The 23,286-nt window shown below is 70.1% G+C and carries 28 protein-coding genes and 1 pseudogene; 16 read left to right on the forward strand and 13 right to left on the reverse strand.

Annotation, left to right across the window (positions count from 1 at the left end; genetic code table 11):
- Positions 1-23: 23 nt before the first annotated feature.
- From FHR32_RS27565 to FHR32_RS27575, 3 genes and pseudogenes are all read left to right on the forward strand, one after another.
- Positions 24-485 (forward strand): hypothetical protein, encoded by a 462-nt coding sequence (locus FHR32_RS27565; RefSeq protein WP_184757436.1) that lies wholly within the window; start codon positions 24-26, stop codon positions 483-485.
- A 366-nt stretch (positions 486-851) separates the two neighbouring features.
- A complete protein-coding gene (gene tnpA, locus FHR32_RS27570; protein ID WP_312882722.1) occupies positions 852-1,313 on the forward strand; it encodes an IS200/IS605 family transposase in 462 nt (153 codons plus the stop codon).
- Positions 1,252-1,470: pseudogene (locus FHR32_RS27575) on the forward strand (carboxymuconolactone decarboxylase family protein); the annotation flags it as partial. The gene tnpA and the pseudogene FHR32_RS27575, both read left to right, overlap by 62 nt.
- A 70-nt stretch (positions 1,471-1,540) precedes the next feature.
- On the opposite strand, the gene FHR32_RS27580 reads toward FHR32_RS27575, so the two are convergent.
- Positions 1,541-1,681 carry a hypothetical protein gene (locus tag FHR32_RS27580; protein ID WP_246467451.1) on the reverse strand — a complete coding sequence of 47 codons (141 nt, stop codon included), beginning with the start codon at positions 1,679-1,681 and terminating at the stop codon, positions 1,541-1,543.
- 271 nt (positions 1,682-1,952) lie between these two features.
- On the opposite strand from FHR32_RS27580, the gene FHR32_RS27585 reads away from it, so the two are divergent.
- Positions 1,953-3,083: an alkaline phosphatase PhoX gene (locus FHR32_RS27585; RefSeq protein WP_184757437.1), complete on the forward strand. Its 1,131-nt coding sequence runs from the start codon at positions 1,953-1,955 to the stop codon at positions 3,081-3,083.
- Positions 3,084-3,156: 73 nt separating this feature from the next.
- Here the strand turns inward: FHR32_RS27585 and FHR32_RS27590 are convergent, their stop codons facing one another.
- Positions 3,157-4,056: a bifunctional helix-turn-helix transcriptional regulator/GNAT family N-acetyltransferase gene (locus FHR32_RS27590; protein ID WP_184757438.1), complete on the reverse strand. Its 900-nt coding sequence runs from the start codon at positions 4,054-4,056 to the stop codon at positions 3,157-3,159.
- Between the two features lie 166 nt (positions 4,057-4,222).
- Between FHR32_RS27590 and FHR32_RS27595 the strand changes: the two genes are divergently transcribed.
- From FHR32_RS27595 to FHR32_RS27605, 3 genes are all read left to right on the forward strand, one after another.
- Positions 4,223-5,167 carry a lactonase family protein gene (locus tag FHR32_RS27595; protein WP_246467777.1) on the forward strand — a complete coding sequence of 315 codons (945 nt, stop codon included), beginning with the start codon at positions 4,223-4,225 and terminating at the stop codon, positions 5,165-5,167.
- 58 nt (positions 5,168-5,225) lie between these two features.
- Entirely contained in the window at positions 5,226-6,779 is a 1,554-nt protein-coding gene (locus FHR32_RS27600; protein WP_221466236.1) for a N,N-dimethylformamidase beta subunit family domain-containing protein, read from the forward strand.
- Positions 6,780-7,123: 344 nt separating this feature from the next.
- Positions 7,124-8,149, forward strand: a complete 1,026-nt coding sequence (locus FHR32_RS27605) for a 6-phosphofructokinase (protein ID WP_184757440.1) — start codon at positions 7,124-7,126, stop codon at positions 8,147-8,149.
- Here the strand turns inward: FHR32_RS27605 and FHR32_RS27610 are convergent.
- The gene (locus FHR32_RS27610; protein WP_184757441.1) at positions 8,112-8,945 is read right to left on the reverse strand and encodes an MHYT domain-containing protein; all 834 of its coding nucleotides are present in this window, start codon (positions 8,943-8,945) and stop codon (positions 8,112-8,114) included. The two genes, FHR32_RS27605 and FHR32_RS27610, sit on opposite strands and share 38 nt — an antisense overlap.
- Before the next feature lie 557 nt (positions 8,946-9,502).
- On the opposite strand from FHR32_RS27610, the gene FHR32_RS27615 reads away from it, so the two are divergent.
- Positions 9,503-9,919, forward strand: coding sequence for a hypothetical protein (locus FHR32_RS27615; RefSeq protein ID WP_184757442.1), 417 nt, complete (start codon positions 9,503-9,505; stop codon positions 9,917-9,919).
- Positions 9,920-10,386: 467 nt separating this feature from the next.
- On the opposite strand, the gene FHR32_RS27620 is transcribed toward FHR32_RS27615, so the two are convergent.
- Positions 10,387-10,524 (reverse strand): hypothetical protein, encoded by a 138-nt coding sequence (locus FHR32_RS27620; RefSeq protein WP_184757443.1) that lies wholly within the window; start codon positions 10,522-10,524, stop codon positions 10,387-10,389.
- A 105-nt stretch (positions 10,525-10,629) separates the two neighbouring features.
- Between FHR32_RS27620 and thiI the strand changes: the two genes are divergently transcribed.
- Positions 10,630-11,832, forward strand: a complete 1,203-nt coding sequence (gene thiI, locus FHR32_RS27625; RefSeq protein ID WP_184757444.1) for a tRNA uracil 4-sulfurtransferase ThiI — start codon at positions 10,630-10,632, stop codon at positions 11,830-11,832.
- Between the two features lie 114 nt (positions 11,833-11,946).
- Here thiI and aroF read toward each other — a convergent pair whose 3' ends face one another.
- Positions 11,947-12,984 carry a 3-deoxy-7-phosphoheptulonate synthase gene (gene aroF / locus FHR32_RS27630; protein WP_184757445.1) on the reverse strand — a complete coding sequence of 346 codons (1,038 nt, stop codon included), beginning with the start codon at positions 12,982-12,984 and terminating at the stop codon, positions 11,947-11,949.
- A 343-nt stretch (positions 12,985-13,327) separates the two neighbouring features.
- Between aroF and FHR32_RS27635 the strand changes: the two genes are divergently transcribed.
- The 3 genes from FHR32_RS27635 (at position 13,328) to FHR32_RS27645 (ending at position 16,061) form a co-directional block, all read left to right on the forward strand.
- Positions 13,328-13,948: a molybdopterin-dependent oxidoreductase gene (locus FHR32_RS27635; RefSeq protein ID WP_184757446.1), complete on the forward strand. Its 621-nt coding sequence runs from the start codon at positions 13,328-13,330 to the stop codon at positions 13,946-13,948.
- A gap of 86 nt (positions 13,949-14,034) precedes the next feature.
- Positions 14,035-15,228 carry a histidine kinase gene (locus tag FHR32_RS27640; RefSeq protein ID WP_184757447.1) on the forward strand — a complete coding sequence of 398 codons (1,194 nt, stop codon included), beginning with the start codon at positions 14,035-14,037 and terminating at the stop codon, positions 15,226-15,228.
- A gap of 68 nt (positions 15,229-15,296) precedes the next feature.
- On the forward strand, positions 15,297-16,061 hold the full coding sequence (locus tag FHR32_RS27645) for a LytR/AlgR family response regulator transcription factor (protein WP_184757448.1): 765 nt from the start codon (positions 15,297-15,299) through the stop codon (positions 16,059-16,061).
- Between the two features lie 393 nt (positions 16,062-16,454).
- Here the strand turns inward: FHR32_RS27645 and FHR32_RS27650 are convergent, their stop codons facing one another.
- The 8 genes from FHR32_RS27650 to FHR32_RS27685 all read right to left on the reverse strand — a co-directional run bounded on the left by FHR32_RS27650 (position 16,455) and on the right by FHR32_RS27685 (position 20,649).
- Complete coding sequence (locus tag FHR32_RS27650) at positions 16,455-17,294, reverse strand: deoxyribonuclease IV (RefSeq protein WP_184757449.1); 840 nt, start codon at positions 17,292-17,294, stop codon at positions 16,455-16,457.
- A 157-nt stretch (positions 17,295-17,451) separates the two neighbouring features.
- On the reverse strand, positions 17,452-17,787 hold the full coding sequence (locus FHR32_RS27655) for a hypothetical protein (protein WP_184757450.1): 336 nt from the start codon (positions 17,785-17,787) through the stop codon (positions 17,452-17,454).
- Positions 17,784-18,311, reverse strand: coding sequence for a hypothetical protein (locus tag FHR32_RS27660; RefSeq protein ID WP_184757451.1), 528 nt, complete (start codon positions 18,309-18,311; stop codon positions 17,784-17,786). Before FHR32_RS27660 ends, FHR32_RS27655 begins: the two co-directional genes overlap by 4 nt.
- On the reverse strand, positions 18,311-18,826 hold the full coding sequence (locus FHR32_RS27665) for a DUF5666 domain-containing protein (RefSeq protein WP_184757452.1): 516 nt from the start codon (positions 18,824-18,826) through the stop codon (positions 18,311-18,313). The genes FHR32_RS27660 and FHR32_RS27665 overlap by 1 nt, the downstream gene beginning before the upstream one ends.
- A 41-nt stretch (positions 18,827-18,867) precedes the next feature.
- The gene (locus FHR32_RS27670; protein ID WP_184757453.1) at positions 18,868-19,410 is read right to left on the reverse strand and encodes a hypothetical protein; all 543 of its coding nucleotides are present in this window, start codon (positions 19,408-19,410) and stop codon (positions 18,868-18,870) included.
- An 18-nt stretch (positions 19,411-19,428) separates the two neighbouring features.
- Positions 19,429-19,587, reverse strand: a complete 159-nt coding sequence (locus FHR32_RS27675) for a hypothetical protein (protein ID WP_184757454.1) — start codon at positions 19,585-19,587, stop codon at positions 19,429-19,431.
- 11 nt (positions 19,588-19,598) lie between these two features.
- Positions 19,599-20,123, reverse strand: a complete 525-nt coding sequence (locus FHR32_RS27680; protein WP_184757455.1) for a hypothetical protein — start codon at positions 20,121-20,123, stop codon at positions 19,599-19,601.
- A 1-nt stretch (position 20,124) separates the two neighbouring features.
- Positions 20,125-20,649: a MauE/DoxX family redox-associated membrane protein gene (locus FHR32_RS27685; RefSeq protein ID WP_184757456.1), complete on the reverse strand. Its 525-nt coding sequence runs from the start codon at positions 20,647-20,649 to the stop codon at positions 20,125-20,127.
- 119 nt (positions 20,650-20,768) lie between these two features.
- Between FHR32_RS27685 and FHR32_RS27690 the strand changes: the two genes are divergently transcribed.
- From FHR32_RS27690 to pucL, 4 genes are all read left to right on the forward strand, one after another.
- On the forward strand, positions 20,769-21,194 hold the full coding sequence (locus FHR32_RS27690) for a hypothetical protein (RefSeq protein WP_184757457.1): 426 nt from the start codon (positions 20,769-20,771) through the stop codon (positions 21,192-21,194).
- A gap of 234 nt (positions 21,195-21,428) precedes the next feature.
- Positions 21,429-22,034, forward strand: a complete 606-nt coding sequence (gene uraD / locus FHR32_RS27695) for a 2-oxo-4-hydroxy-4-carboxy-5-ureidoimidazoline decarboxylase (protein ID WP_184757458.1) — start codon at positions 21,429-21,431, stop codon at positions 22,032-22,034.
- A 37-nt stretch (positions 22,035-22,071) separates the two neighbouring features.
- Positions 22,072-22,383, forward strand: coding sequence for a hydroxyisourate hydrolase (gene uraH, locus FHR32_RS27700; RefSeq protein WP_184757459.1), 312 nt, complete (start codon positions 22,072-22,074; stop codon positions 22,381-22,383).
- A gap of 2 nt (positions 22,384-22,385) precedes the next feature.
- Positions 22,386-23,285, forward strand: coding sequence for a factor-independent urate hydroxylase (gene pucL, locus FHR32_RS27705; protein WP_184757460.1), 900 nt, complete (start codon positions 22,386-22,388; stop codon positions 23,283-23,285).
- The last annotated feature ends 1 nt before the right edge of the window (position 23,286 follow it).

Below are 23,286 nucleotides of genomic sequence, written 5' to 3' on the forward strand. Positions count from 1 at the left end.
CAGGGCAGGGAGCAGGTCAATTCATGGAGACGCTGTTCGGCGGTTTCCTGGGCCTGGTCATCGTGATCGTCTGGACTCCCCGCTTCGTCGTGACGCTGCTCTGCGCGGACGGCCGTCCCGGCCTGCGCAGGTACTGGGCGCGCTGGGCCGCGGCCCCGCTCATGGGGGTGATCGTGACCGGGCTTGTGCACTTCGACGTCCCCTACACCGCCCGGTTCGCGCTCTCCGAGACGAGCCTGGAGCGCTACGCCCGGGCGGTGGCGGCGGGGACGGAGCCCGAGACTCAGGAAAAGATGGTGGGACTGTTCCCCCTGGTGTCGGTCGAGCGCACCGACACCGGTGCGCGTTTCCTGGTGCGGGGCACAGGTTTCCTCGGCTCCTACGGCTTTGCCTGGAGCCCCGTGGCGGAGCCTCCGGGCGGCGACGAGGGTGACTACGAACACCTGCGCGGGCACTGGTACGAATGGATGGAAGGATCCTGGTAGTGAACATCCCCGGCAAGCCGGCCGTCTGGATCGGTGTCGTCGTCGCCTTCATGGCGATGTTCCTGTTGCCTGGCTACGTCACCTGACTGCTGGTCCTGGTCGTCGCGCCGGGCGCCATGTTCGCCGCCGTGATCGCGGCCTACCAGGAGGTCGCCCGATTCCGGATCGTCGAGCACTCGACCGGCCCGGCCGCCGCCGTGCCCGATCGAAATCCCATCAAGTCGAAGGCAGGGGACCGTCGCCCCCAGGCGACGGGGGAATGCCGTGCGGGAAGGCCCTCTGGGGCCTGAGCGTGCCCTGACCCGCAGGTTGAGGTCTTTGCCTGTCCTCCTTGGATTATAAGAGAGCCAGGCTTATAATGATCGGGTGGCTCGTCAGGTGCGTACCTCTCCGGGCGCGGCGTACGACCTGGGCTACCACGTGGTGTGGTGCCCCAAGTATCGTCGCCGTGTCCTGGATGGCCGGGTGAAGATCCGACTGCAGGAACTGATCCACGCCAAGGCCGACGAACACGGGTGGGAGATCATCACACTTGAGGTGATGCCGGATCACGTGCATCTGTCCGTGAAACCGCATCCGAAGGATTCACCCTCCTACGTGGCGAACCAGTTCAAGGGCCACACCTCGCACGTGCTGCGAGAAGAGTTCGCCCACCTACGCTCGCGGTTGCCGACCCTGTGGTCACGGTCGTATTTCGTGGCGAGCGTGGGCGCGGTGTCAGCGGCGACCGTCTGTCCGATGGTGCAGCGGCGACGCGGGCGAGTTCCAAATCAACGGCTGCGGTTTCTGCGTCGACATCCACACCAAGGAGGCCGCGGCCGCCGGTGAAACCTCGCTCCGGCTCAACCTGGTCGCCGCCTGGCGCGAGGCCACCGTGTTCACCGAGGCCGAACGGGCCGCGCTGGCGCTCACCGAGGAGGGCACCCGGCTCGGCGTGATCGTGCGCAACCAGGGGGGCTCCTACGAGCCCGGCATGTTCAGCTGATCGGCAGATGAATCCCGGCCCGGCTCAGGATCATTCGATCCGGGCCGGGCCCACGCTTGTCCGGGCGCGGCTACAACGTCGCCGTGCGCCCGTCGGCCAGCAGCGCCACCGCGGTGTCGAGCTCCATGCCGTCCGGCACCTCGATGAGCCCGGCGGCGTCCACCGCGACGCGCTCGGCATAGCCTCCCGACCCCCCGGTGCCGCTGATCACCCGCCTGCCTACCAGTGCCCCGTCGGCTCCGGTGCCTCCGCCGCGACGAGCACCTCCGGCCCGCCGAACTCCTTCGCCGTCGCCTCGGACCCGCCCTGACCGGACGGAACCCCGCTACGGCCGCCCGTCGATCCGGGTTGCGGCGTCGGCGAACTCGAAAGCCGGAAGGACGCGGTCATGGGATTTCCGGAAAATTTGGACCTAGGCGGCTGTCCCGTTCATATGAGTTCGATCAACTGGACACGTACCGTGGAGGCAACGAGGAGGCGCCATGCTTCGCCGTACGTTGATGCGAACCGGAGGACTGGCCGCCGGGGCGGCCTTCGCCGGATCACTCTGGCAGGGGGCCGCGCAGGCCCTCCCGCTCCGTGCCCCCGGCCCCTACGGCGCGCTCGGCGCTCCCGACGTCAACGGCGTCGCGTTGCCCCCGGGGTTCACCGGCAGGGTCGTCGCCCGCACCGGACGGCGGGTCGGCGGGGTGCTCTGGCACCCGGCGCCGGACGGCGGCGCGTGCTTCCCGGACGGCGACGGCTGGATCTACGTCTCCAACTCGGAGGTCCCGCTGCTCGGCGGTGCGACGGCGATCAGGTTCGGGCCGGGCGGGGCCGTCCGCGGCGCCTACCGGATCCTGTCGGGCACCAACCTCAACTGCGCCGGCGGCCGTACGCCGTGGAACACCTGGCTGTCGTGTGAGGAGATCCTGCGCGGGCGGGTCTTCGAGTGCGACCCGTACGGCTCGCGCGCCGCGATGCCGCGCCTGGCCATGGGCAGGTTCAGGCACGAGGCCGCCGCCTGCGACCCGGACCGGCAGGTGATCTACCTGACCGAGGACGAGCCGGACGGCTGCTTCTACCGGTTCCGGCCGACCCACTGGGGTGATCTGACGGCGGGCCGGCTGGACGTGCTCTGCGCCTCCTCCGCCGGGGCGGTGACCTGGCAGCGGGTGCCGAATCCGGCGGCGCTGCTGGAGGCGACCCGCCACCAGGTGGACGCCGCCAGGCGCTTCAACGGGGGAGAGGGGTGCCACTACGCCGACGGTGTCTGCTTCTTCACCACCAAGGGCGACAACCGGGTGTGGGGCTATGACACGGAGAGCGAGCGCCTGGAGATCGTCTACGACGCCGACGCCCCGCTGAGAGTCGTGGACAACCTCACCGGCACTCCCGGCGGGGACCTCTACGTCGCCGAGGACACCGGGAACATGGAGATCAATCTGATCACCCCCGACCGGGTGGTCACCCCGTTCCTCCGGGTCGACGGCCACCCGAAGTCGGAGATCACCGGCCCCGCCTTCTCTCCCGACGGCCGCCGCCTCTACTTCTCCTCCCAGCGTGGCGTCCGAGGGGACACCGCCGGGACCGACGGCGTCACCTACGAGGTCACCGGCCCCTTCCGCCGCTGAGTCCCCCTTCCCGCGGAGAAGCCGGGTCCCCGGCACCCTCCTGCGGAGAAGAGGTCAGGCCGGGGGCGGCCCCTCAGAGGTCCCTGGCCCAGACCTCCTCGACGAAGCCGTCCGCCGGCTGCTCCTCGACCAGCTCGAATCCCACCGCCCCGTAGATCCGCCGGGCGCCGGTGAGCACGTCCCTGGTCCACAGCGTGATCCGCCGGTAGCCCGCAGCCGCGGCGAAGCGCACGCACTCCTCGACGAGCCGTCCGCCGATCCCCATCCCCCTGGTGGACGGCTCGACCAGGAGCATCCGGAGCTGGGCCGTCTCGTCGTCCTGGCGCACGCAGAAGACGCACCCGGCCCGCTCGCCGTTCACCTCGGCGATCCACCCGGCCTCGCGCGCGGGGTCGTGCTTGTCCACGTAGTCGGCCACGATCCTGGCCACCAGCGCCTCGAAATCCTGGCCCCAGCCGTACTCCTGGCTGTAGATCACGCCATGGCGGTGCACCACCCAGCCCAGATCCCCCGGGCGCGGCGGGCGGATGACGTACGGCTCCGCCTTCGGCGTACGCGTGAGGATCTCCTGGATCGTCGCCATGCTCGCCACCAGTCGCCGCCGGTCCTCCTCGGTCACCGGGTCCAGCAGGCCGCGCACCTGCGCCGCCGAGCGTTCGTCAAGGGTCGCGAACGTCTTCCTGCCCGCCTCGGTCAGCCCGATGACCTGCCGCCGCCCGTCGGCGGCGGACCGCTCGCGCGCGACCAGGCCGTCGGTCTCGAACCGCCCGAGCATCCTGCTGAGGTATCCGGCGTCGAGTTTGAGCAGGCGTCGCAGCTCACCGGCCTCCATGCGGTCCCGCCGGGACAGCTCGAACAGCACCCTGACCTCGGTGAGGGAGTAGGGGGTGTCCAGGACGCCCTGGTGAAGCACGCCGATGACCCCGGTGTAGAAGCGGTTGAAGGCACGGATCTCCGCGACATGGTTGTCCATGGCTGACAGAATCAACTATTTCACTGACTCAGTCAATCAAATATCTCGCAGGCTCTCGCCCCGGCTTCTGGTCGCCGCTCGGCTGCGCTAAGTTCGCAGACTGGCTGACAAAGGGCGATCTTTCCGTGGATTGCATAAGTCGCCCTGGTGCGGCGAGAGGAACATGATGACTGGGATTGCGTATATCGGTGGATACACCCCCGACACCGGCGGATCGGGTGTGGGGATCACTCTGGTGGACCTGGAGAGCCTCGCGCGGCTCGGCGAGACGAGGGCCTCGGGCCCGTCCTTCCTCGCCGCCCACCCCCGGCTCCCGGTCCTGTACGCGGTGGAGGAGGGCGAGCGGGGCATGGTGAGCGTCTTCGCCCGTGCCGATGACGGCGCCCTGACCCCGCTGTCCCGGCGGCCGAGCGAGGGGTCGGCCCCCTGCCACCTGGCCGTCGATCCGTCGGGCACCCGTCTCGCGGTGGCCAACTACGGCGACGGCACGGTGAGCGTGCACGGGATCGACGGCTCCGGCCTGCTCACCGACGTGTGGACCTTCCCCTACCGGGAGGGCGCCCATGCCCACCAGGCCGTCTTCGGTCCCGACGGCGTGCTGTACGTGACCGACCTGGGTGCCGGCGAGGTCCGCCGTTACCTCGTCGACGGCGAGGTGGCGTCGCACCCCGACGGTCCGGTACGGCTCGCGTCCGGTATGGGCCCCCGGCACATGGCCCGGTCCGGAGACCACTGGTACGTCGCCGGGGAGCTGGACGGTACGGTCCGTGTCTACGACGACGGCTGGCGTGAGCTGCGGGCCGTCCCCGCCAGTGCCACCGGGGGGGAGAACGCTCCCTCGCACCTGGAGGTGTCCGGCGGGTCCGTCTACGTCGGCAACCGGGGCCCCGACACCGTCTCGGTGTTCTCTCCGCTCACCCTGGACCCGATCGCCGAGGTCGGCTGCGGGGGTGTCTGGCCGCGGCACTTCGCCATCGCCGGCGACCGGATGTACGTGGCCAACCAGCGCTCCGGCGGCGTCGCCGTACTGACGATGAAGGACGGGGTCCCGCGGTTCGACGGGGAGGTGTTCGCGGTGGGCACTCCCTCGTGCGTGCTGCCGTCGGCCTGAGTCAAAGAACAGCCCAAATCCCGTGCGGGCCCCTCCCGCACGGGACATGCTGCGGCCCATGTTCGAAGTGCCCCTGCGTCTGGCCGTCGCGCTGACGGTGACCCTGGTAACCGTCGGGTGCTCCGTCACCGCCGCGCCCGTGTCCTCCGGAGGCGTTTCCTCCGTGCGAGAGAGTCCCTCCCCGCCCGGCGGTGCCGGCACGGCGGTGAAGGCGGGCGCCGCCGACGCCACCGCCACGGCGAGGAACGCCACCGTGGCCGAGAACGCCAGGGCGGGCGATCCGCGCTGGCGGATCGGGGACCCCGGCACGGAGCACGAGATCGAGGGTTTCGCCGACCGGGTGAGCGTGCTGCCGGGGGAGGGCTTCCGGCTGTACGTCTCGACCACGGCCGGCCGCTACACCGCCCGCGCCTTCCGGATGGGCTGGTACGGCGGAGCCGGGGCCCGGCAGGTCTGGAAGTCCGCGGAGCTGCCCGGTGTGAGACAGGCTCCGCCCAGGACGGTCGCCGCCACCCGGACGGTGACCGCCGCCCGCTGGAGGCCGGGCCCCGAGGTGGACACCTCCGGCTGGCCCGAGGGCTCCTACCTGATCCGGCTGGACGCCGCCACCGGGGGCCGTCGCTACGTCCCCCTCACCGTCAGGTCCGCCTCCACCCGGGGGCGCCTGGTCGTCGTCAACGCGGTCACCACCTGGCAGGCCTACAACGACTGGGGTGGCCGCAGCCTCTACAAGGGACCCGGCGGCTTCGCGGACAGATCCCGCGCGGTCAGCTTCGACCGTCCCTACGACACCTCCGGCGCCCGGCTCTTCCTGGACATGGAACGCGACGCCATCCAGCTCGCCGAGCGCGACGGTCTCCCGCTCTCCTACGTCACGGACCTGGAGCTCGACCGCGACCCGCACGTCCTCGACGGAGCCCGGGGCCTCGTCTCCCTCGGCCACGACGAATACTGGTCGGACCACATGCGCCACACCGTCGAGGCCGCCCGCGCCCACGGCACCAACATCGCCTTCCTCGGCGCCAACGCCGTCTACTGGCGGATCCGCTTCGCCGCGACACCCCTGGGCCCCGGCCGCCTCGTCGTCTGCCACAAGGACGCCGCCGAGGACCCCGGGACGGCCCTGTGGCGTGAGAGCGGTAAGCCGGAGAACTCGCTGACGGGCCCGATGTACGACTGTTTTCCCTCCGAGTCCGCCTACGTGGTCACCCGTCCCGGAAACTGGATCTTCAAGGGCACCGGGGTGCGGCGCGGCACCGCCTTCCCCGGCATGGCCGGGGTGGAGACCGACAAGGTGGTCGCGGGCGCGCCCCGCCCCATGGAGGTCCTGTCGGTCTCCCCGGTCGACTGCGGCGGCCGGGCCACGGTCGCGCACAGCGCCTACTACACCGCGCCGAGCGGCGCCGCCGTGTTCGACTCCGGCACGATGCGCTGGGTGTGCGCGATGCGGGGCGCCCGCTGCGGCCACGGCGTCACCGCACGGGCCGGCGCCTTCGTCCGGAGAGCCACCAGGAATCTTCTGCGGGTCTTCGCGGCCGGCCCGGCCGGGCGCAGCCATCCGGCCGAGGACAACCTCGAATCCCTGGGCCTGGCCGGACCGGCGCCCCGCTGAGGAGGGACGGTCCCCGATGCCACGTGACCGATCCGGGGAAGACGCGACAGGGACACGCGGAGCGGTCGCCTGCGGGGCGCGGAAAGCGCGCGGCGCGGTCGCCCGCGGGCGAACGGCAAGCATGGAGAAGACTGGGAGGGGGAGACGACGTCCCGCGACCTCGGCCGCTCCGGCGTCACCGGTGAGAACCGGCGGCCGACAAATCAGGACTCCGCCAATTTGGTCTAGACCATTGGCCTCAACAGCAGGCAGAATGCGATGCGTCGGCGGCGTAAATCCCTCGCCGGCCGCGCCACCCCGCTTAGTCTGGCCGTCTTGCCTCGGAACCACCACCGGAGGATGCCATGCGTATTGGAGTGCTAACCGGGGGCGGCGACTGCCCCGGCCTGAACGCCGTTATCCGTGCGGTCGTGCGCAAGGGGGTCAGCGTCTACGGGCACGAATTCGTCGGATTCCGTGACGGCTGGCGCGGCCCGCTCGAAGGCGACACCATGCCGCTGGACATCCAGGCCGTGCGGGGGATCCTGCCGCGCGGCGGCACGATCCTCGGCTCATCGCGGACCAATCCGATCAAGATTGACGGCGGTGTTGAGAAGATCAAGGAAAATCTTGTGTCGACCGGGGTCGACGCGCTGATCGCGATCGGCGGTGAAGACACCCTGGGGGTCGCCAAGCAGCTCTCCGACAAGGGCGTGAAGGTCGTCGGCGTGCCGAAAACGATCGACAACGACCTCAACGCCACCGACTACACCTTCGGCTTCGACACCGCCGTCAACATCGCCACCGAGGCGATCGACCGGCTGCACACCACCGCCGAGTCCCACCACCGCGCGCTGATCTGCGAGGTCATGGGCCGTCACGCGGGCTGGATCGCCCTGCACGCGGGCATGGCCGGCGGTGCCAACGTCATTCTCATCCCGGAGAAGCCCTTCGACATCGACCGGGTGTGCGCCTACGTCGAGTCCCGCTTCAAGACCCGCTACGCGCCGATCATCGTCGTCGCCGAGGGCGCCCACCCGATCGAGGGGCAGATGGCGCTCCAGGCGGGTGAGCTCGACTCCTTCGGCCACGTCCGGCTGGGCGGCATCGGCGAGATGCTCGCCAAGGAGATCGAGAAGCGGACCGGCAAGGAGGCCCGTACCACCGTGCTCGGCCACATCCAGCGCGGCGGCACGCCCACGGCCTTCGACAGGGTGCTGGCCACCCGGTTCGGCCTGCAGGCCATCGACGCCGTGCACGACGGCCAGTTCGGCGTCATGGTCGCGCTGCAGGGCACCGACGTCGTCCGGGTCGGTCTCGCCGAGGCCACCAAGGAGCTGAAGACCGTGCCGGTCAGCCGCTACGAGGAGGCCGAGGTCTTCTTCGGCTGACCGCCGGTGCGAGGGGCTTGTCCGTGCTGTGCACGGTCTCCAGCTGTGCCAGCAGCGCGGCGTCGTCCTGCTGCTCCTGTTCCGAAGGTGACAGGACGACGGTCAGCAGCAGGATGAGCGTCAGCACGCTGATCACGATCAGGGCGGGCAGCATGAAGTCGGAGCCCCGGGCTCCGGCGACCGGCGTCAGGGAGATCTGGGGCTGTACCTCCATCGCGAACATGCCGACGTAGTGCATGCCGCAGACCGCGATGGCCATGATCAAGCCCGCGCCGCCGGTGGCGAGCGCGCCGCCGACCCGCTGGGTGAACCAGAGCGCCACGGTCGAGGCGGCGATCGCGATCACCACCGAGAACCCCACCAGCAGCGGATCGTAGGAGATGCGCGCCGCCGTGTTCATCGCGAACGTGGCGGCGTAGTGCATGCCGGCCATGCCGAGACCGGTGAACAGCCCACCGCCGAGAAGGGGGATCAGCCTCTCGCCCCCGTGGGAGGCCATGAACAGGCCGGCGCCGGCGACGACCACCGCCGGCACCGCTGAGCCGGCCGTCAGGGGCACGTCGTAGCGGATCGGGCCCCCCACGGTGAACCCTGTCATGGCGATGAAGTGCATGCCCCAGACGCCGGTGACGCCGATGGACAGCGCTCCGCCGATCAGCCGGCGCAGCCGGGACGGACCCGTGCTCAGCCGTGCCCTCATGGTGAGCAGGAGGCCCAGCACGCATCCGATGCTCGACATGACATAGGCCAGCACGGGGGTGATCAGGCCGTAGGAGAAGTGGTCTACGTGGGACATGATCCAGTTCTCTGTGAGGGGGAACGGCGATTATCGCAGCTGATCGTTGTTCCGCCGGAGCATATGGCCGGATCTCCCGGCGGATCGGGTGTCCGTCCGGCCGGGCCTCGCGCGTTCCGCGCCGCCGACGGCCGGGCCCCTGCGCTCTGCGCCGTACGCCGGTCGGCCGTCCCCTGTTGAAATCCATGGAAATGCCATGAGAAATCCAGGTGTTCGACGGGCCCGCCAAAGCATTTCCCATGTAAGGCCGTTCCGGATCGGAACGACCTACCGGGCCGTTGCATTCCGGGGCCAGGTGAATCCTTTATGAGAAAGGCTCTCTGCGGGGAATGGTAGCCGAGTGTGACTAAATGATCCCCGTCGGTTCCTGCGTTGAATCGAAGGGTAATCCGGGGGGTTGAATGCTTTTGCCTCGCTGTGATGAGCGTTCAACTTATTCTCAACTAGCGTGGAATTCAGGTTCTGCGCCGTGTCGGCGTTGCCTTTGATACCGATTCGATGTTCCGTCAGCCCGGGTATCGCCCGGGGCGCACCCGCACGACATGGAGTGATCTCACATGATCAAGCTCAAGAACGCGCTCGCCGCCGGTGTGATGGTGGTCTCCTCTCTCGCCGTCCCCGCGACGGTGTCGGCCCAGTCCGCCAGCGCCGGCACCGGGGCCGAAATCACGTCCACGACGTCCGCTCTCGTCTCCGCCGCGAAGCCCTGCTGGCAGCACCAGAACCCCGCTAGGTGCCGTGCCCGGCGCGGCGGCGGTGGCGGTGGCGGTGGCGGTGGAGGTGGTGGCGGCGGCGGCGGTGGCGGTGGCGGTGGCGGTGGCGGTGGCGGTGGCGGTGGCGGTGGCGGTGGTGGCGGCGCCAATGTCATCAACAACAACACCAACACCAACACCAACACCGTCACCGGCGGCGGCGGCGGCGGTGGCGGTGGCGGTGGCGGTGGCGGCGGTGGTGGCGGTGGTGGTGGCGGCTGATACGCCCGCACCAGTCCCAACGTCGAAAACCCGCTGAACAACCGCGGTGTTCTCCTCGCCGGCCCCGGCAGGGCCGGCGAGGGCCGGAGTTTCCCGCGCCGAGGCCGGTCCCGGCCCCGGGGGCGCCGGCCTCGGGGGATGCGGATGATTCCGTCGTACGGCCACGCCGCCGGCCATCGCGCCGCTTCTCCCTCGGAAAGCCATTCAGAATTCAGAAAGAGGTGCCGGCCGCCGGCCGCCGTCCGCAAGGAGGAGGGCGGTTCCGGTGAAGCGTGAAAGCCGAATTATGCGCGGGACATGACTCTTCCGTGTCAATGGCGATCGAGTTTTCACGTCACCGCATAAAAGCGGCTGACCGTCAGAAGAGCGCGTCCGCGTCAAATGCGCATCGGAGCCCTCCGGAAAATCTGACGCCTGATCCCCCGCCGGTGGACAACTGTCCGTCGGCGGGGATTCGGCGTGCTTTTTCACCGTGGCCACTCTTCGGACAGGCAGGCGCGGGCCCGGTGTGTGGTCACGGCCGCGGCCGGCCGGGAGGCGGGGCCCGCCGCCGTACGGTCGCCGGGCCGGTCCGTCACGCCCTCGACGAGGCGCTGACAGGTCATGAGGGCGACTAAAGTGGCGAGGTCGAGCCTTTGTCTTTACGTGACCACGCGCGACACTTGGCGATGGACCCACATTCCCCTCGAAGCGCCACCGGAGGTTGCACCATGACCATGTCCGCCTTGGGCGAGCCCTGTGTTCTGCTCAAACTGGGCGAGGTCGTCCTCAAGGGAAACAACCGCGAGCTCTTCGAGCAGCGGTTGCAGTCCAACATCAAGGCGGCCCTGAAGGACTTCGATGTCAAGGTGGACGTGCGTCAGCGCCACGGCGTGATCGCCCTCTTCCTGCCCCCGGGCACCGCTCCCGAGGTCGCCGATGCGGTCGCCGAGCGGGTCACCCATGTCCCCGGGCTGGTCTGGGTCCATCGTGCATGGCGGGTGGAGAAGGACCCGGGTGCGGTCACCAAGGCGGCGATCGAGCTGCTGGCCGACCGGGACGACGTCAGGCGCGGGGTCTCCTTCGCGGTCCGCTCCCGCCGCCGCGACAAGCGCTTCCCGATGACCTCGATGGAGATCGACCGTTCGGTTGGGGGCGAGCTCAATGACATCTACGGACTGCCGGTCGATCTGAAGAACCCCGAGCTGGTCGTCTCCATCGAGGTGGACAGGGACGAGGTCTTCGTCTTCACCGGCGGCATGCCCGGCCAGGGCGGCCTGCCGGTCGGCACCAGCGGCCGGGGGCTGGTCCTGATGTCCGGCGGCATCGACTCCCCGGTGGCCGCCTACCGGATGATGCGGCGCGGCCTGCGCGTGGACTTCCTGCACTTCTCCGGCATCCCGTTCACGACGTCGGAGTCCATCTACAAGGCGTACGCCCTGGTGCGTGCCCTGGACAAGTTCCAGGGCAGGTCCCGCCTCTGGGTCGTCCCCTTCGGCAAGGCCCAGCAGTCGATCAAGGCCTCCGGCCAGGAACGCCTTGCGATCATCGCGCAGCGCCGCCTCATGCTCAAGACCGCCGAGGAGGTGGCCCGCCGGCTCCGCGCCGGGGCGCTGATCACCGGTGACTCTCTCGGCCAGGTCTCCTCCCAGACCCTGCAGAACATCACCGCCCAGGACGACGCCGTCCACCTGCCGATCCTGCGCCCGCTCATCGGTCTCGACAAGACCGAGATCATGGCCGAGGCCCGCCGCATCGGCACCCTGGAGATCTCCGAGCTCCCCGACGAGGACTGCTGCACCCTCCTGGCCCCCCGCCGTGTCGAGACCGCCGCCAAGATCGCGGACCTGAAGCAGATCGAGAAGCGGCTCGACGCCGAGGAGCTCGCCGTCCAGCTCGCCGGGTCGCTCCAGGAGTACAAGCTGGAGGGCTGAGCCGCCCCGGCGCGGGTCACCCGTGCGACACGGCCGGCAGCTTGTGGTGCCGGCCGTACCGGGAGACGCGGACGCTCGTGGCGTGGGTGAACACAGGGCCTGATCCCGTGACGCTCAGGCGGACGCCAGCGCCTCGCCCGCCGGAACCTTGCCCACCAACGGCGGGAACTCGCGCACCACGCGGGCCAGCTCGGGCAGGTCCCCGTCGACCAGTGCCTGGGGGCCGTCGCAGAGGGCCTGCTCGGGACGCGGGTGGACATCGATGATCACACCGTCGGCGCCGACCGCGATGGCGGCGCGGGTGAGCGGCAGGACCAGGTCCCGCCGGCCGCCGGAGTGCGACGGGTCGATGATGACCGGCAGGTGCGACAGGCGCTGGACGACCGGGACCGCGGAGACGTCCAGGGTGTTGCGGGTCGCGGTCTCGAAGGTGCGGATGCCGCGCTCGCACAGCACGATGTCGAGGTTGCCGCGCTGGGCGATGTACTCGGCGGCCATCAGCCACTCCTCGATGGTGGCGTTCATGCCGCGCTTGAGCATGACCGGTTTGCCGATCCGGCCGACCGCCTGCAGCAGCGCGAAGTTCTGTGCGTTACGGGTGCCGACCTGCAGCATGTCGGCGTAGGAGGCGACCAGTTCGACGTCGTGGGCGTCCACGACCTCGGTGACGACGGGCAGCCCGGTCTGCTCACGCACGTCGGCGAGGATGCGCAGGCCCGCCTCGCCCAGGCCCTGGAAGGCGTAGGGGGAGGTGCGGGGCTTGTAGGCGCCGCCGCGCAGCAGGGTCGCCCCGGCGGCCTTGGCCATCTCCGCCGCGTCCAGGGTCTGCTGCGGGGTCTCCACCGCACACGGGCCGGCGATCAGCGTGACCGTGCCGGGGCCGATCGGCACGCCGCCGACCCGGACCGTGGACCGCTCGGGATGGTTGTCCCTGCTCACCAGCTTGTACGGGGCGGTCACCCGCATCACGTCGGCCACCCCGCGCATGCCACGAAGGTCGAGCGTGCCGAACTGGGCGATGTCGCCCACCAGCCCGATGATCGTACGGCTCACGCCCCGGCTGACGAACGCCTCGCCGCCCGCCCCGCCGATGGTCTCAACGATCGCCTCGATGTCCGCCGGTACGGCGTCGGGGCCCATGACGATGACCATGTCTCTCCTTCGATGAAAAGGTCCGCCAACGCAGAAGGCCCCGGGTCCGATATCGGACCCGGGGCCTTCGCGTTCGCCTGGCTGTCAGCGCAGCATCTGGTGGCGAACGGTCCGACCCACGGGTCCGTCGCCATACCAAAACCAGAACACGGTACGCATTGCGGGAAATGGTACCGCACCGCTGGAGCACATCCGCGATCCGGGGCCGTGACCTGGCCTTCGGCAGGAGGAAAAAGCGTTATCCGGTGGCCGCCGGGGAGGCTCGGGAGACGCGGTGGCAGGATTACCCCGTGCCGTCGGGGAAAAGGATCACTGCTGCGAGCGGGAAACGGCGAGGGGAGTGATGGTGGAGCAGTCCGAACCTCCGCAGGAGGAGACTCGCCTGCCTCCGGGCCAGTACGTCCCCCGGGGACGTCCTGTGATCCACTACGGCCGGGTGCCCACATTCCGCCCGGCGACGTGGGAGTTCCGTGTCATGGGCGCGACCGCCTCGGGCGAGCAGTACAGGTTCACCTGGCCCGAGTTCTCCGAGCTGCCACGCACCACGGTCCTGGCGGACTTCCACTGCGTCACCAAGTTCTCGATCATGGGAAACGAATGGCGCGGGGTGTCCACGGCGACGCTGATGGAGCTGGCCCCGCCCGCCCCGGGGGTGAAGCACGTGATGGTCTGGGCCGAGTACGGCTACAGCGCCAACATGCGGATGAGCGACTTCGCCCGCCCCCACACGCTGTTCGCCCTCGAACTCGACGAGAAGCCCATCTCCCCGGAGCGCGGGTTCCCGGTCCGGGTGATCGTCCCTCACCTGTACGCGTGGAAGAGTGTCAAATGGGTGCGCGCGGTGGAGTATCTCCTGGAGGACAGGCGCGGTTTCTGGGAGGAGCGCGGGTATCACAACGTCGCCGACCCCTGGCGCGAGCAGCGCTACTCCTACCAGGAGGAACCGGGTGAAGGGCCGCCGTAATCGATTGTCAGGAGGAACCGGGCGAAGGGCCGCTGCGATCGGAGTTCTCCCCTGATCCGCCGGAGCGGTTGACTACGGTTTCCCGCATGTGGTCGACCAGCGGCTGGGTGCTGCTCTGCGCCGTCAGCACTCTCCTGGGGTTCGTCCTGTCCCGCCGGCGGCCACCGCCCCCCCGCCATCCGCCCGTCCCGCCGGACGAGACCACTTTCGCCACCCTGCACACCGCCGCGCTGGCGGCTCCGTCGCTGCGTGCCGGACTGACGCGCGACTCGGCCCGTGACGCGATCCGCCACCTGCGCGCGCTGCTGGGCACCAGTGCCGTCGCGGTGACCGACATCGACGGCGTGCTCGCCTGGGACGGCGCGGCGGACTGCCACCGCGAGCACGCGTCCGAGCACGCCCGCACGGTGTTCTCGTCGAGCCGTCCGTACGTGGTGGCCGGTGACGCGCTCGGCTGCGGCACGCCCGGCTGCGTGATCCGGGGGGCGGCGGTGGTGCCGCTCACCGTGGACGGCCGGGTGGTCGGCGCCCTGGCCGCCTATGACGCCGAGGTGAGCGCGGCACTGGTCCGGACCGCCACCGAGGTCGCCCGGTGGGTCTCCGGCCAGCTCGAGCTCGCCGACCTCGACTCCTCCCGCAGACGTGCGACGGAGGCCGAGGCTCGGGCGCTGCGCGCGCAGATCTCCCCGCACTTCGTCTACAACTCCCTGACCACCATCGCCTCCTTCGTCCGTACCGACCCGGAGCGGGCCCGCGAACTGCTGATGGACTTCGCCGACTTCACCAGGCACGCGCTGCGCAGGGGAGGGGACTTCACCACCCTGGCCGACGAGCTGCGCTGCGTGGACCGCTACCTGCTGCTGGAACGGGCCAGGTTCGGCGAACGGCTCCGCTTCACCGTCCAGGTCGCGCCGGAGGCGCTGCCGGTGCTCGTGCCGTTCCTGTGCCTGCAGCCGCTCGTCGAGAACGCCATCAAGCACGGCATAGCGGCCACCGGTGGCTCCGGTGAGGTGCGGGTGGTGGTCAGGGACACCGGCTCCGAGGCCCACATCAGCGTCGAGGACGACGGGCTCGGCATGGACCCGGCGCGGGCCAGACGGCTGCTCGACGACGATCCCCGCCACGGCGCGGGCGAGGGCGGGATCGGCCTGGCGAACGTGGACGTGCGGCTCCGTCACATCTACGGTGAGGGCTACGGTCTCGTCGTGGAGACCGCTCTCGGCGCGGGGACCAAAATACGGCTACGCGTGCCCAAGCTTCCCTCCGGTAATAGCTATTAGTAGTCATACTTTTACTTAAAGTTGAAATTTCTATTGCGCTGAACGCGGTTCGGGGGCAGCGTGGGGCCATGCTGCGAGTCCTGGCCGTCGACGACGAGGTCCCTGCGCTGGAGGAGCTTGCCCACCTGCTCCGCCACGACCCTCGCATCGAGCACGTTTCCACTGCCCCCGGAGGAATCACCGCGCTTCAGGACATGGTTCAGATGATCGGCGCCGGAGAACGGCTCGACGGTGTCTTCCTCGACATCCGGATGCCCGGTCTCGGTGGCCTCGACCTGGCCCGCCTCATCGGTGCCTTCCCCAACCCGCCACGGCTGGTCTTCGTCACCGCCCACGAGGACTGCGCCATTCAGGCCTTCGACCTGGAGGCGGTCGACTATCTGCTCAAGCCGGTCCGGGCCGATCGCCTGGCGGAGGCCGTACGGCGCCTGGAGTCCATGACGCCGGCGGCGAGCGGGCCGGTCCCGGAGGACGTCATCCCGGTCGAGCTCGGCGGGCGGACCCGGTTCGTCCCCCAGCAGGCAGTCCGGTTCGCCGAGGCGCAGGGCGACTACGTGCGGCTGCACACCGCCGACGGCACCTTCCTGGTGCGGATGTCACTGGCCGCCCTGGAGCGGCGCTGGGCCGGATCGGGATTCATCCGCGTGCACCGCAGCACGCTGGTCTCGATCCGGCATGTGAGCGAGCTGCGCTTCGACGGCGGCAGGGTGACGCTGCAGGTCGGCTCGGAGACGCTGCCGGTCAGCCGCCGCCACACCCCGCAGGTCCGGGCCCAGCTCATCCGTGACCGTCAGCTCCAGGGCCGGCCGCTGTCCTCCGGTGCGATCAGGTAGGGCGACCGCTCGTCGCTCCCGTCCGGCCGCTCGTCGCACCGTCTCGCTCCGTACGTCGACGGCTACACACCGTTAATCGCGCTGACCGGAAAGCATCGGTCGCCCGTCTGGGCGTCCCTCTAGTCTTCCCCTCATTGGAGAGCCGAAACCGCCGCATCAGGGGGACAGAGCCGAAAGGCTCGAACAAGATCTGGTGCGCGGAATCCCGGATGGCCGCCAACGGCAGGTCATCCGGTTGCCGGCCCCTGCTTTTGGGGGGAGGGGCCGGCGGTCTCCGGTGAGACGGGACGCCCGCGTCAGCCACTGGCCGGACCGTGATCTGGCCAGCGGGGGCGGCCGGATCACGCAAACGGGCGTCCCGTCCCACCCCGTCGACGGCGAGGCGGACCGGTGTCAGCGGGCGCGGAGTTTCTTCAGCAGCTCGATGTCCTCGCGGTGCTTGTCCACGCCGCCCGGGGTCTCGATGCAGAGCGGCACTCCGGCGGCGGCCGGGTGACGTATCAGCTCCGCGAAGGGCTCGACGCCGATGTGTCCGGAGCCGATGTTCTCGTGCCGGTCCTTCTTGGAGCCGCAGACGTCCTTGGAGTCGTTGGCGTGGATCAGCTTGAGACGGCCCGGGGCGACCGCGTGCAGGGCGTCGAAGGTCTCGCGGACGCCTTCGGTGGCCGACAGGTCGTGGCCGGCGGCGAAGGCGTGGCAGGTGTCCAGGCAGACGCCGGCCTTCGGGTGCCAGTCGAGGGCCGCCAGATAGGGCTCCAGGTCCTGGACGGTCGCGCAGAGCATCGCGCCCTGTCCCGCCATCGGCTCCAGCAGCAGGTCCGGGCCGTCGTCGGGGATCTCCTCCAGGAGGGGGAGCAGGTGCTCACGCAGCTGACGCATGGCGTCGTCGCGGTGCTGGCTCACCGCCGATCCCGTGTGGACCACCAGCCCGGCGGCGCCGATCGCATAGGAGCGCTGCAGGCCGTGCCGCACGGTGGCCACCGACTTCTCCAGCGTGTCGGCGCTGGGGGAGCCCATGTTGATGAGGTAGGGCGCGTGCACGAAGGAGAGCACGCCCGACTCGCGCAGTTTGACGTCCTGGACGGGGTTGCCCACGGCGAGCGCCCAGCCGCGGGGGTTGGTGACGAACACCTGGATCACCTCGGCGCCGATGTCCGAGGCGTACTGCAGGCCGCCCTTTGCCAGGCCGCCGGTGACGGACACCTGTCCGCCGATGAGGGAGAGAGAAGTCATGGTGCCGCCATTTTAGGCGCTGCGGCCGACAGCCCACCGGCGGTCGCGGTCACGGTGCGTCCGGCGTCGACGGGGGCTCGTCCCCGGGGGCCCTCGTCGTCCGGGGCGTCGTCCGGGGATGAGTGCGGTGGGTCGTTGCCACCGCACTCACCGTCCCTCAGGTGCAGGCCCGGTAGTTCACCCGGCAGATGCACAGCGACCCGCCGCTGGTGTAGAAGTCGCAGCAGTCGAAGCGGGACAGGCTGCTTCCCAGATAGGCGCAGGTCGTCCAGCAGTGGTTGCCGCCACAGGTGTAGGCGTTGCTGCAGCCGCTGGAGCAGCATTTCGTGGCGTTGCAGCAGCCGCAGGTCGGCGCACCGTAGCAGCCGGCCGGCGCCGCCTCCGCCCGTCCGGGGAACCACGCGTTGGTGGCCACGCCCACGAGCGTCGCCCCGGCGACGGCGAGGAACTTGTTCCTCGACAGCCGCGTCTTCTTAACCTGCTCGACGATCATGCTTGGATCTCCTCCGATACGGCCAGTCTCTGTTCCCACAACACCTCGAGGGCGGCGGCGCTGTTGGCGTCGCTGCCCTGCCCGACGGCGACCATGAACCCATCACGCTGCAGGATGGCGCTCGGCCACATCGCCATGGGCAGTTCCCTGTCCACGGCCTCGGCCCGTTCTCCTTCGATGACCGTGACGTGCGGCGGGAGCATCGCGACCAGTTCGGCGTTGGAGTCGCCGACGACGCACGCCACCATCTGGCGGCCCGCGAACCTGTCCAGGTCGGCCGCCAGGCCGAGACAGGTTCCGCAGGTGCTCGACATGAAGACCACCAACGCGTCCTGCGTCGCGTCGGGGATCAGCTGGATGAGGAGGTCCGGTAGTTTCCTGCCGATGATCAACTGGCTGGAGGGATCGATGCCGCGCCCGGTGAGGCGTAGCCGGAGCTCCGCGATCCCCCGCAGGCAGGCCAGGAAGGCCACCGTGAGGACGACGCATGCCGCCACCACCACGACGGCGAGAACCCGGTCCATCAAGCCCGCCTGGTCCGTCGCATGAAGTGGACGGTCAGGGTGCCGTCCACGCGGTTGTCGAAGCACTCCAGGGTGACGAAGTCGCCGGCCTTCAGCGGATCGGCCAGCGGCTTGGCCGACGGCTCCGGCGCGAGCTCCTCGTAGTGCAGCGTCCGCGGGTCGAGCCGGCACGTCTGACCCGCGACCGTGATGCGGTCGGGGGCGACGTCCGTGATGCGGCCGGTGACGTTGCGGTGCAGGGTGACGGCGACCCGTGCACCCGGTGTCGGTTCGTCGAGCACGACGAGGTCGCCCGGCCTGAGCGCCCAGCCGTACGGCAACTCCTCGGCCTGCGCGGCGACGGGCTCGGCGGCCGTGAGGCTCGCCGACTGCCCGTAGCCGCGGACGGTGACGTCCCGGCCCGAGCCGGCGACCAGGACGGCGACCGGGGCATCGGACGGCGGTAGCGGCGATTCGCCGGCCCTGTTCCGGAATGCTCCGGAGAACAGGCCACGTCTGGTCGTTTCCTCCTCCATGACTGCTTCCTCTCTGTTGGTGACAACAACGGTCTGGTGGGTTACAGCAACGGGACGAGAACGGAGCACAGGGCGCCGAGCGCGGCGACGGCCAGCAGGTCGGTGGCGGGGCGGACCCGCGTGATCCCGCCGCCGATCCAGATGTCCGCCGCGGCGAGCAGCACGGAGACGCCGACCCTGCTCACCGCGAAGACGGCGTAGCCGATCGCCCCCAGGACCGGGTCGGCCACGACGAAGGCGGTCAGCGGGACGAGGTAGAAGAGCCAGAAACCGATGCGCGTGGTGAACCCGAGACCGAGTGCGAGACCGTTGTACGCGGCGGTACGCCAGTCCTGGTAAAGCAGCCAGCCGGGAGCCGTCTCGCGGTCCAGCTGCCACGGGACCGGCCGGACGACCACGCCCACGGCGACGGCCGACACGGCGACCACGGCCAGCAGCGCCCGCATCGCGGGCTGCAGAGCCGAGCCGAGGAGGCCGAGGAGAGACCCGGTGAGCGCCGCTCCGGCGATCGCGGAGAGCAGGAGTACGGCACCGGCCACCACCGGGGAACCGAAGCACCCGGACACGCGGGCGCGCGTGATCATGACGATCACGTTCGGGCCTCAAGGGAGGGTCTGCTGGGCGATGCCCACGATCAGCGCCGCCGTGGCGAGCAGCGCCCACGGTTCCAGGCCGACCAGCCGGCCGGCGAGCGCGCCGAGGCCGGCCAGGGGTATCGCCACCGCCGGTCTGATCCACGAGCCCGTCGCAACACCGCCCATCGGCGTCTCCCTCAGCCGTCCGTCGTGGAGGCGACCGCGCCGTGGGCGGCTCGCCGGAGATGCTCGAGGTCGCCCGGGTGACGCAGGACGCCCTTACCCACCACCAGGCCCTCGGACAGCGCCACGCCGAAGGGGCCGGAGCGGACCTTGTACCGCTCCCTGACGGTGGTCGCCTCGTCCCCCACCAGCGCCCGCGCGTCGCCGGGCAGGAGCTCCCTGACACCGGCGCCCGAGCCCGCCAGGGTGCCGTCGCTGATCACGCAGGCGAACTCGCGGGGATCGGCGGACCCCGCCACCTCCGCCGCCATCTCGTGGCAGGGCGCGCAGTCGCCGAAGAAGAACAGGACCACGTCGTCGGGCCGCAGGCCGGGGAATCGCGGGGCGAGCGCGCCGATGGCGAGGCCGTCCGCGGGCGCGGCTCCGCTCGCCGCCACGCGGTCCTGAAGGATCGACAGCTCACGCCGTACGACCAGTAGCCCGACGCTGAGGAGGAGCATCCAGGCGAGCGATGCGATGATCAATCCAGTGTAGTCCATGTCATCGCCCCTGACCGTCAAGCTGGATGCTGAACGGCTTCACTACAGCGAGTGTGGATATCAGTAAATATCCGCAGGTCACTACTGTTCCTATTAGGAGTCCTGAAATGCGCTGGTCCATTGTGGGCACCGCGGGTGCGACCGCGACGGACAGCGCGACGCCGATCAGGACGAGGTTCCTGACCACGGTGACCCACGACGTCCTCTCGCCCGTCCCGAAGCAGGCGCACTCCACGTTCTGGCCCACCGCGAGTGATCGCACGATCACCGCGGTGAAGGCGACCAGGAGCAGGAGGGCGGCGGCCGAGGCCGGGAGCAGGGCCGGGCTCAGCGCGACGGCGAGGCCGACCGCGACTTCGACGGCCCCGAGCAGTCGGCCCAGGGCGGGTCTCACCCGGCTGGCGACCCCGAAACGGACGAGGGTGATCGCGAGCTCGAACGGTCTTTTGATCTTGGGGATACCACTGGCGACGAATAGGGCCGCGAGAAGTCCGCAGCCCATACCGACTAAATCGGCTAAGCCCATGGACGTGATCATAAATGTGCGGGATATTTTGATCAATGGTTAGATCAAGAGTTTTGCCGCTGTTAATGGTATTTGTCATGATTTTGAGTCAAGTTGCCTGTTCAGCGGATCAGCCGGTCGTGAAACAGGCGCCGAGCGTGCTCGCCTGGACGAGTCCCGTCTCCCCGCCGGCCACCCCGAAGGACGGCGTGCCGTGCGTCGACGTCGACAGGGCCGGTGAGAAGGGAGCCTCGGCGGGCGGCGTGCGTGCCGGCCCCTTCGGCCGGACGCTCCGGCAGCAGCACGGCGGCGTGGCCAAGCTGTGGGTCGCCCAGGACCCCCACAAGGGGTCGGCGGACGCGCTGATCAAGGTCGACCACGTGGAGTCGGGCACGATCGCCTACTACGTCCGCGACGCCGCGGCGACCTCCACCCCCCTCAACGACGACGGCACGCCCTCCCGCGACTCGATCTACCCCGGCTCCGTCCTGCTCCCCGCCGACGGGCACGTCCGCATCACGGTCACCATCGGGCGCGCCTCCGGATGCTTCGCGGCGACGCTGTAGGCGAGCGTGACAGGTCCTTCCCGCGGCGCCGAGCGCGTCCCGCCGGCCGCGCGGAGGCCCGCTCCGGCAGACGCCATCGCGCGATCGCGCCCATGCCCGGGCGGTCACGGCCCTCTCCGTCGAACGGAACCGCCCCGCTTTGGAGCATGACACGAAAACGCGGGGCGAACCTTTAGCCCACTTGGGAGTTCTCGCTGCTGGACCCGGTGTGGTGGCGGTGTGTGTACTGCTCCCATGCCGAAAGTGAATTCCGCGGCACGGGTGCCCGGTCTGGCCGGCTTCAACGCGCTCAGCGCGGCCGAGGCCGAGGACGGGTTGCTGGCGTGCTGCGCGTCCCGGGCCTTCGCCCACGAGGTGGCCGCGCGGCGCCCCTACCGGGACCTCGCCGGACTGGCCGAGGCCGCAGAGGCGGCCGTCCGCGGCCTGACCTGGCCGGACGTCCAGGAGGCGCTGGCCGCGCACCCCAGAATAGGCGAGCCGCCCCGCGACGGCGGCCGGGCCGCACCCGCATCCGTGGCGAGAACAGCCGAGCCGCCCCGCTATGGCGGAGCCGCGGAGGCAGGGGGGCGGGAGGCGTCCTGGTCGCGTCGGGAGCAGTCCGGCGTGGAGGCGGCCGGTCAGGCGGTGCTCGACGGTCTCGCCGAGGGCAACCGTGCCTACGAGGAGCGCTTCGGCCACGTCTACCTGATCTGCGCCACCGGCATGGCGGCCAAGGAGATGCTGGACCGCCTGCGGGAACGGCTCCGCAACGACGAGACCACCGAGCGCGGCGTCGTCCGGACCGAGCTCGCCAGAATCACCCGCCTGCGCGTGGCCAAGCTGCTGGGGGAGGAAGCGTGAGCGAGCCGTACAGGGCCCGGCCGGCGGGAGGGGCCGGATGAGCCTGTCCACGCATGTTCTGGACGCCGCGCTGGGCAGACCCGCGGTGGGCGTCGCCGTACGGCTGGAGAGGGCGGGCACCGTGCTCGCCGAGGGCGTCACCGACGCCGACGGCCGGATCGGCGGATGGACGCCCGGCGCGGGTGCCCACCGGCTGGTCTTCGACACCGGCGGCTACTTCGCCGCCCGGGCGGTGGACGCCTTCTACCCGGAGGTGGCGATCGACTTCACGGTCACGGACCCCGGCGAGCACTACCACGTGCCCCTGTTGCTGAGCCCGTTCGCCTATTCGACGTACCGAGGGAGCTAGGCATGGCCGTCATTCTCGGCCCGAACCGCTACGGCAAGGCGGAGATCCGTCTGGTCCGCGTCGCCAGGGACGCCGGCGTCCACCACATCAAGGACGTCAACGTCGGCTCCGCCCTCTCCGGCGACATGGACGATGTCCACCTGAGCGGCGACAACAGCGCCGTCCTGCCGACGGACACGCAGAAGAACACGACCTATGTCTTCGCCAGGAAGTACGGGGTGGACCAGATCGAGGACTTCGCGCTCCTGCTGGCCCGCCACTACGTGGACTCCCAGCCCGCCGTGCACCACGCCCGGGTGGAGATCGAGGAGTATTTCTGGGACCGCGTCCCCCTCCCCGGGCCGCGCGCCGAGCGGCACTCCTTCGTCCGCTCGGGCAGGGAGGTGCGCACCTGCGTCGTCCATCACGACCGGGACGGGACCACCACCGTGGTCTCCGGGCTGAAGGACCTGGTGGTGCTCAACTCGACCGGCTCGGAGTTCTCCGGCTTCGCCGTGGACGAGTACACCACGCTCCAGCCGACCACCGACCGCGTGCTGGCCACCGAGGTGTCGGCCCGATGGCGCCATGCCTCCGGGGCCTCTCCGGCCGACGGGTCACACGGGTTCGGCGAGTCGTACAGTGAGGTACGGCGATGCCTGCTGGAGGCGTTCGCCGGCACGCACAGCCTGTCGTTGCAGCAGACCCTCTACGCGATGGGCAGGCGGGTGCTGGAGACGCGCGACGAGATCTGTGAGGTGCGCCTGGCGATGCCGAACAAGCACCACTTCCCGGTGGACCTGACCCCGTTCGGGCTGGACAACCCGGGCGAGGTGTTCTACGCCGCCGACCGTCCCTACGGGCTGATCGAAGGCGCCGTGCTCGACGACGACGCCCCCGCCGCCCACTCCGCCTGGGAGTGAT

Source organism: Streptosporangium album (genome assembly GCF_014203795.1).
Lineage (GTDB): Bacteria > Actinomycetota > Actinomycetes > Streptosporangiales > Streptosporangiaceae > Streptosporangium > Streptosporangium album.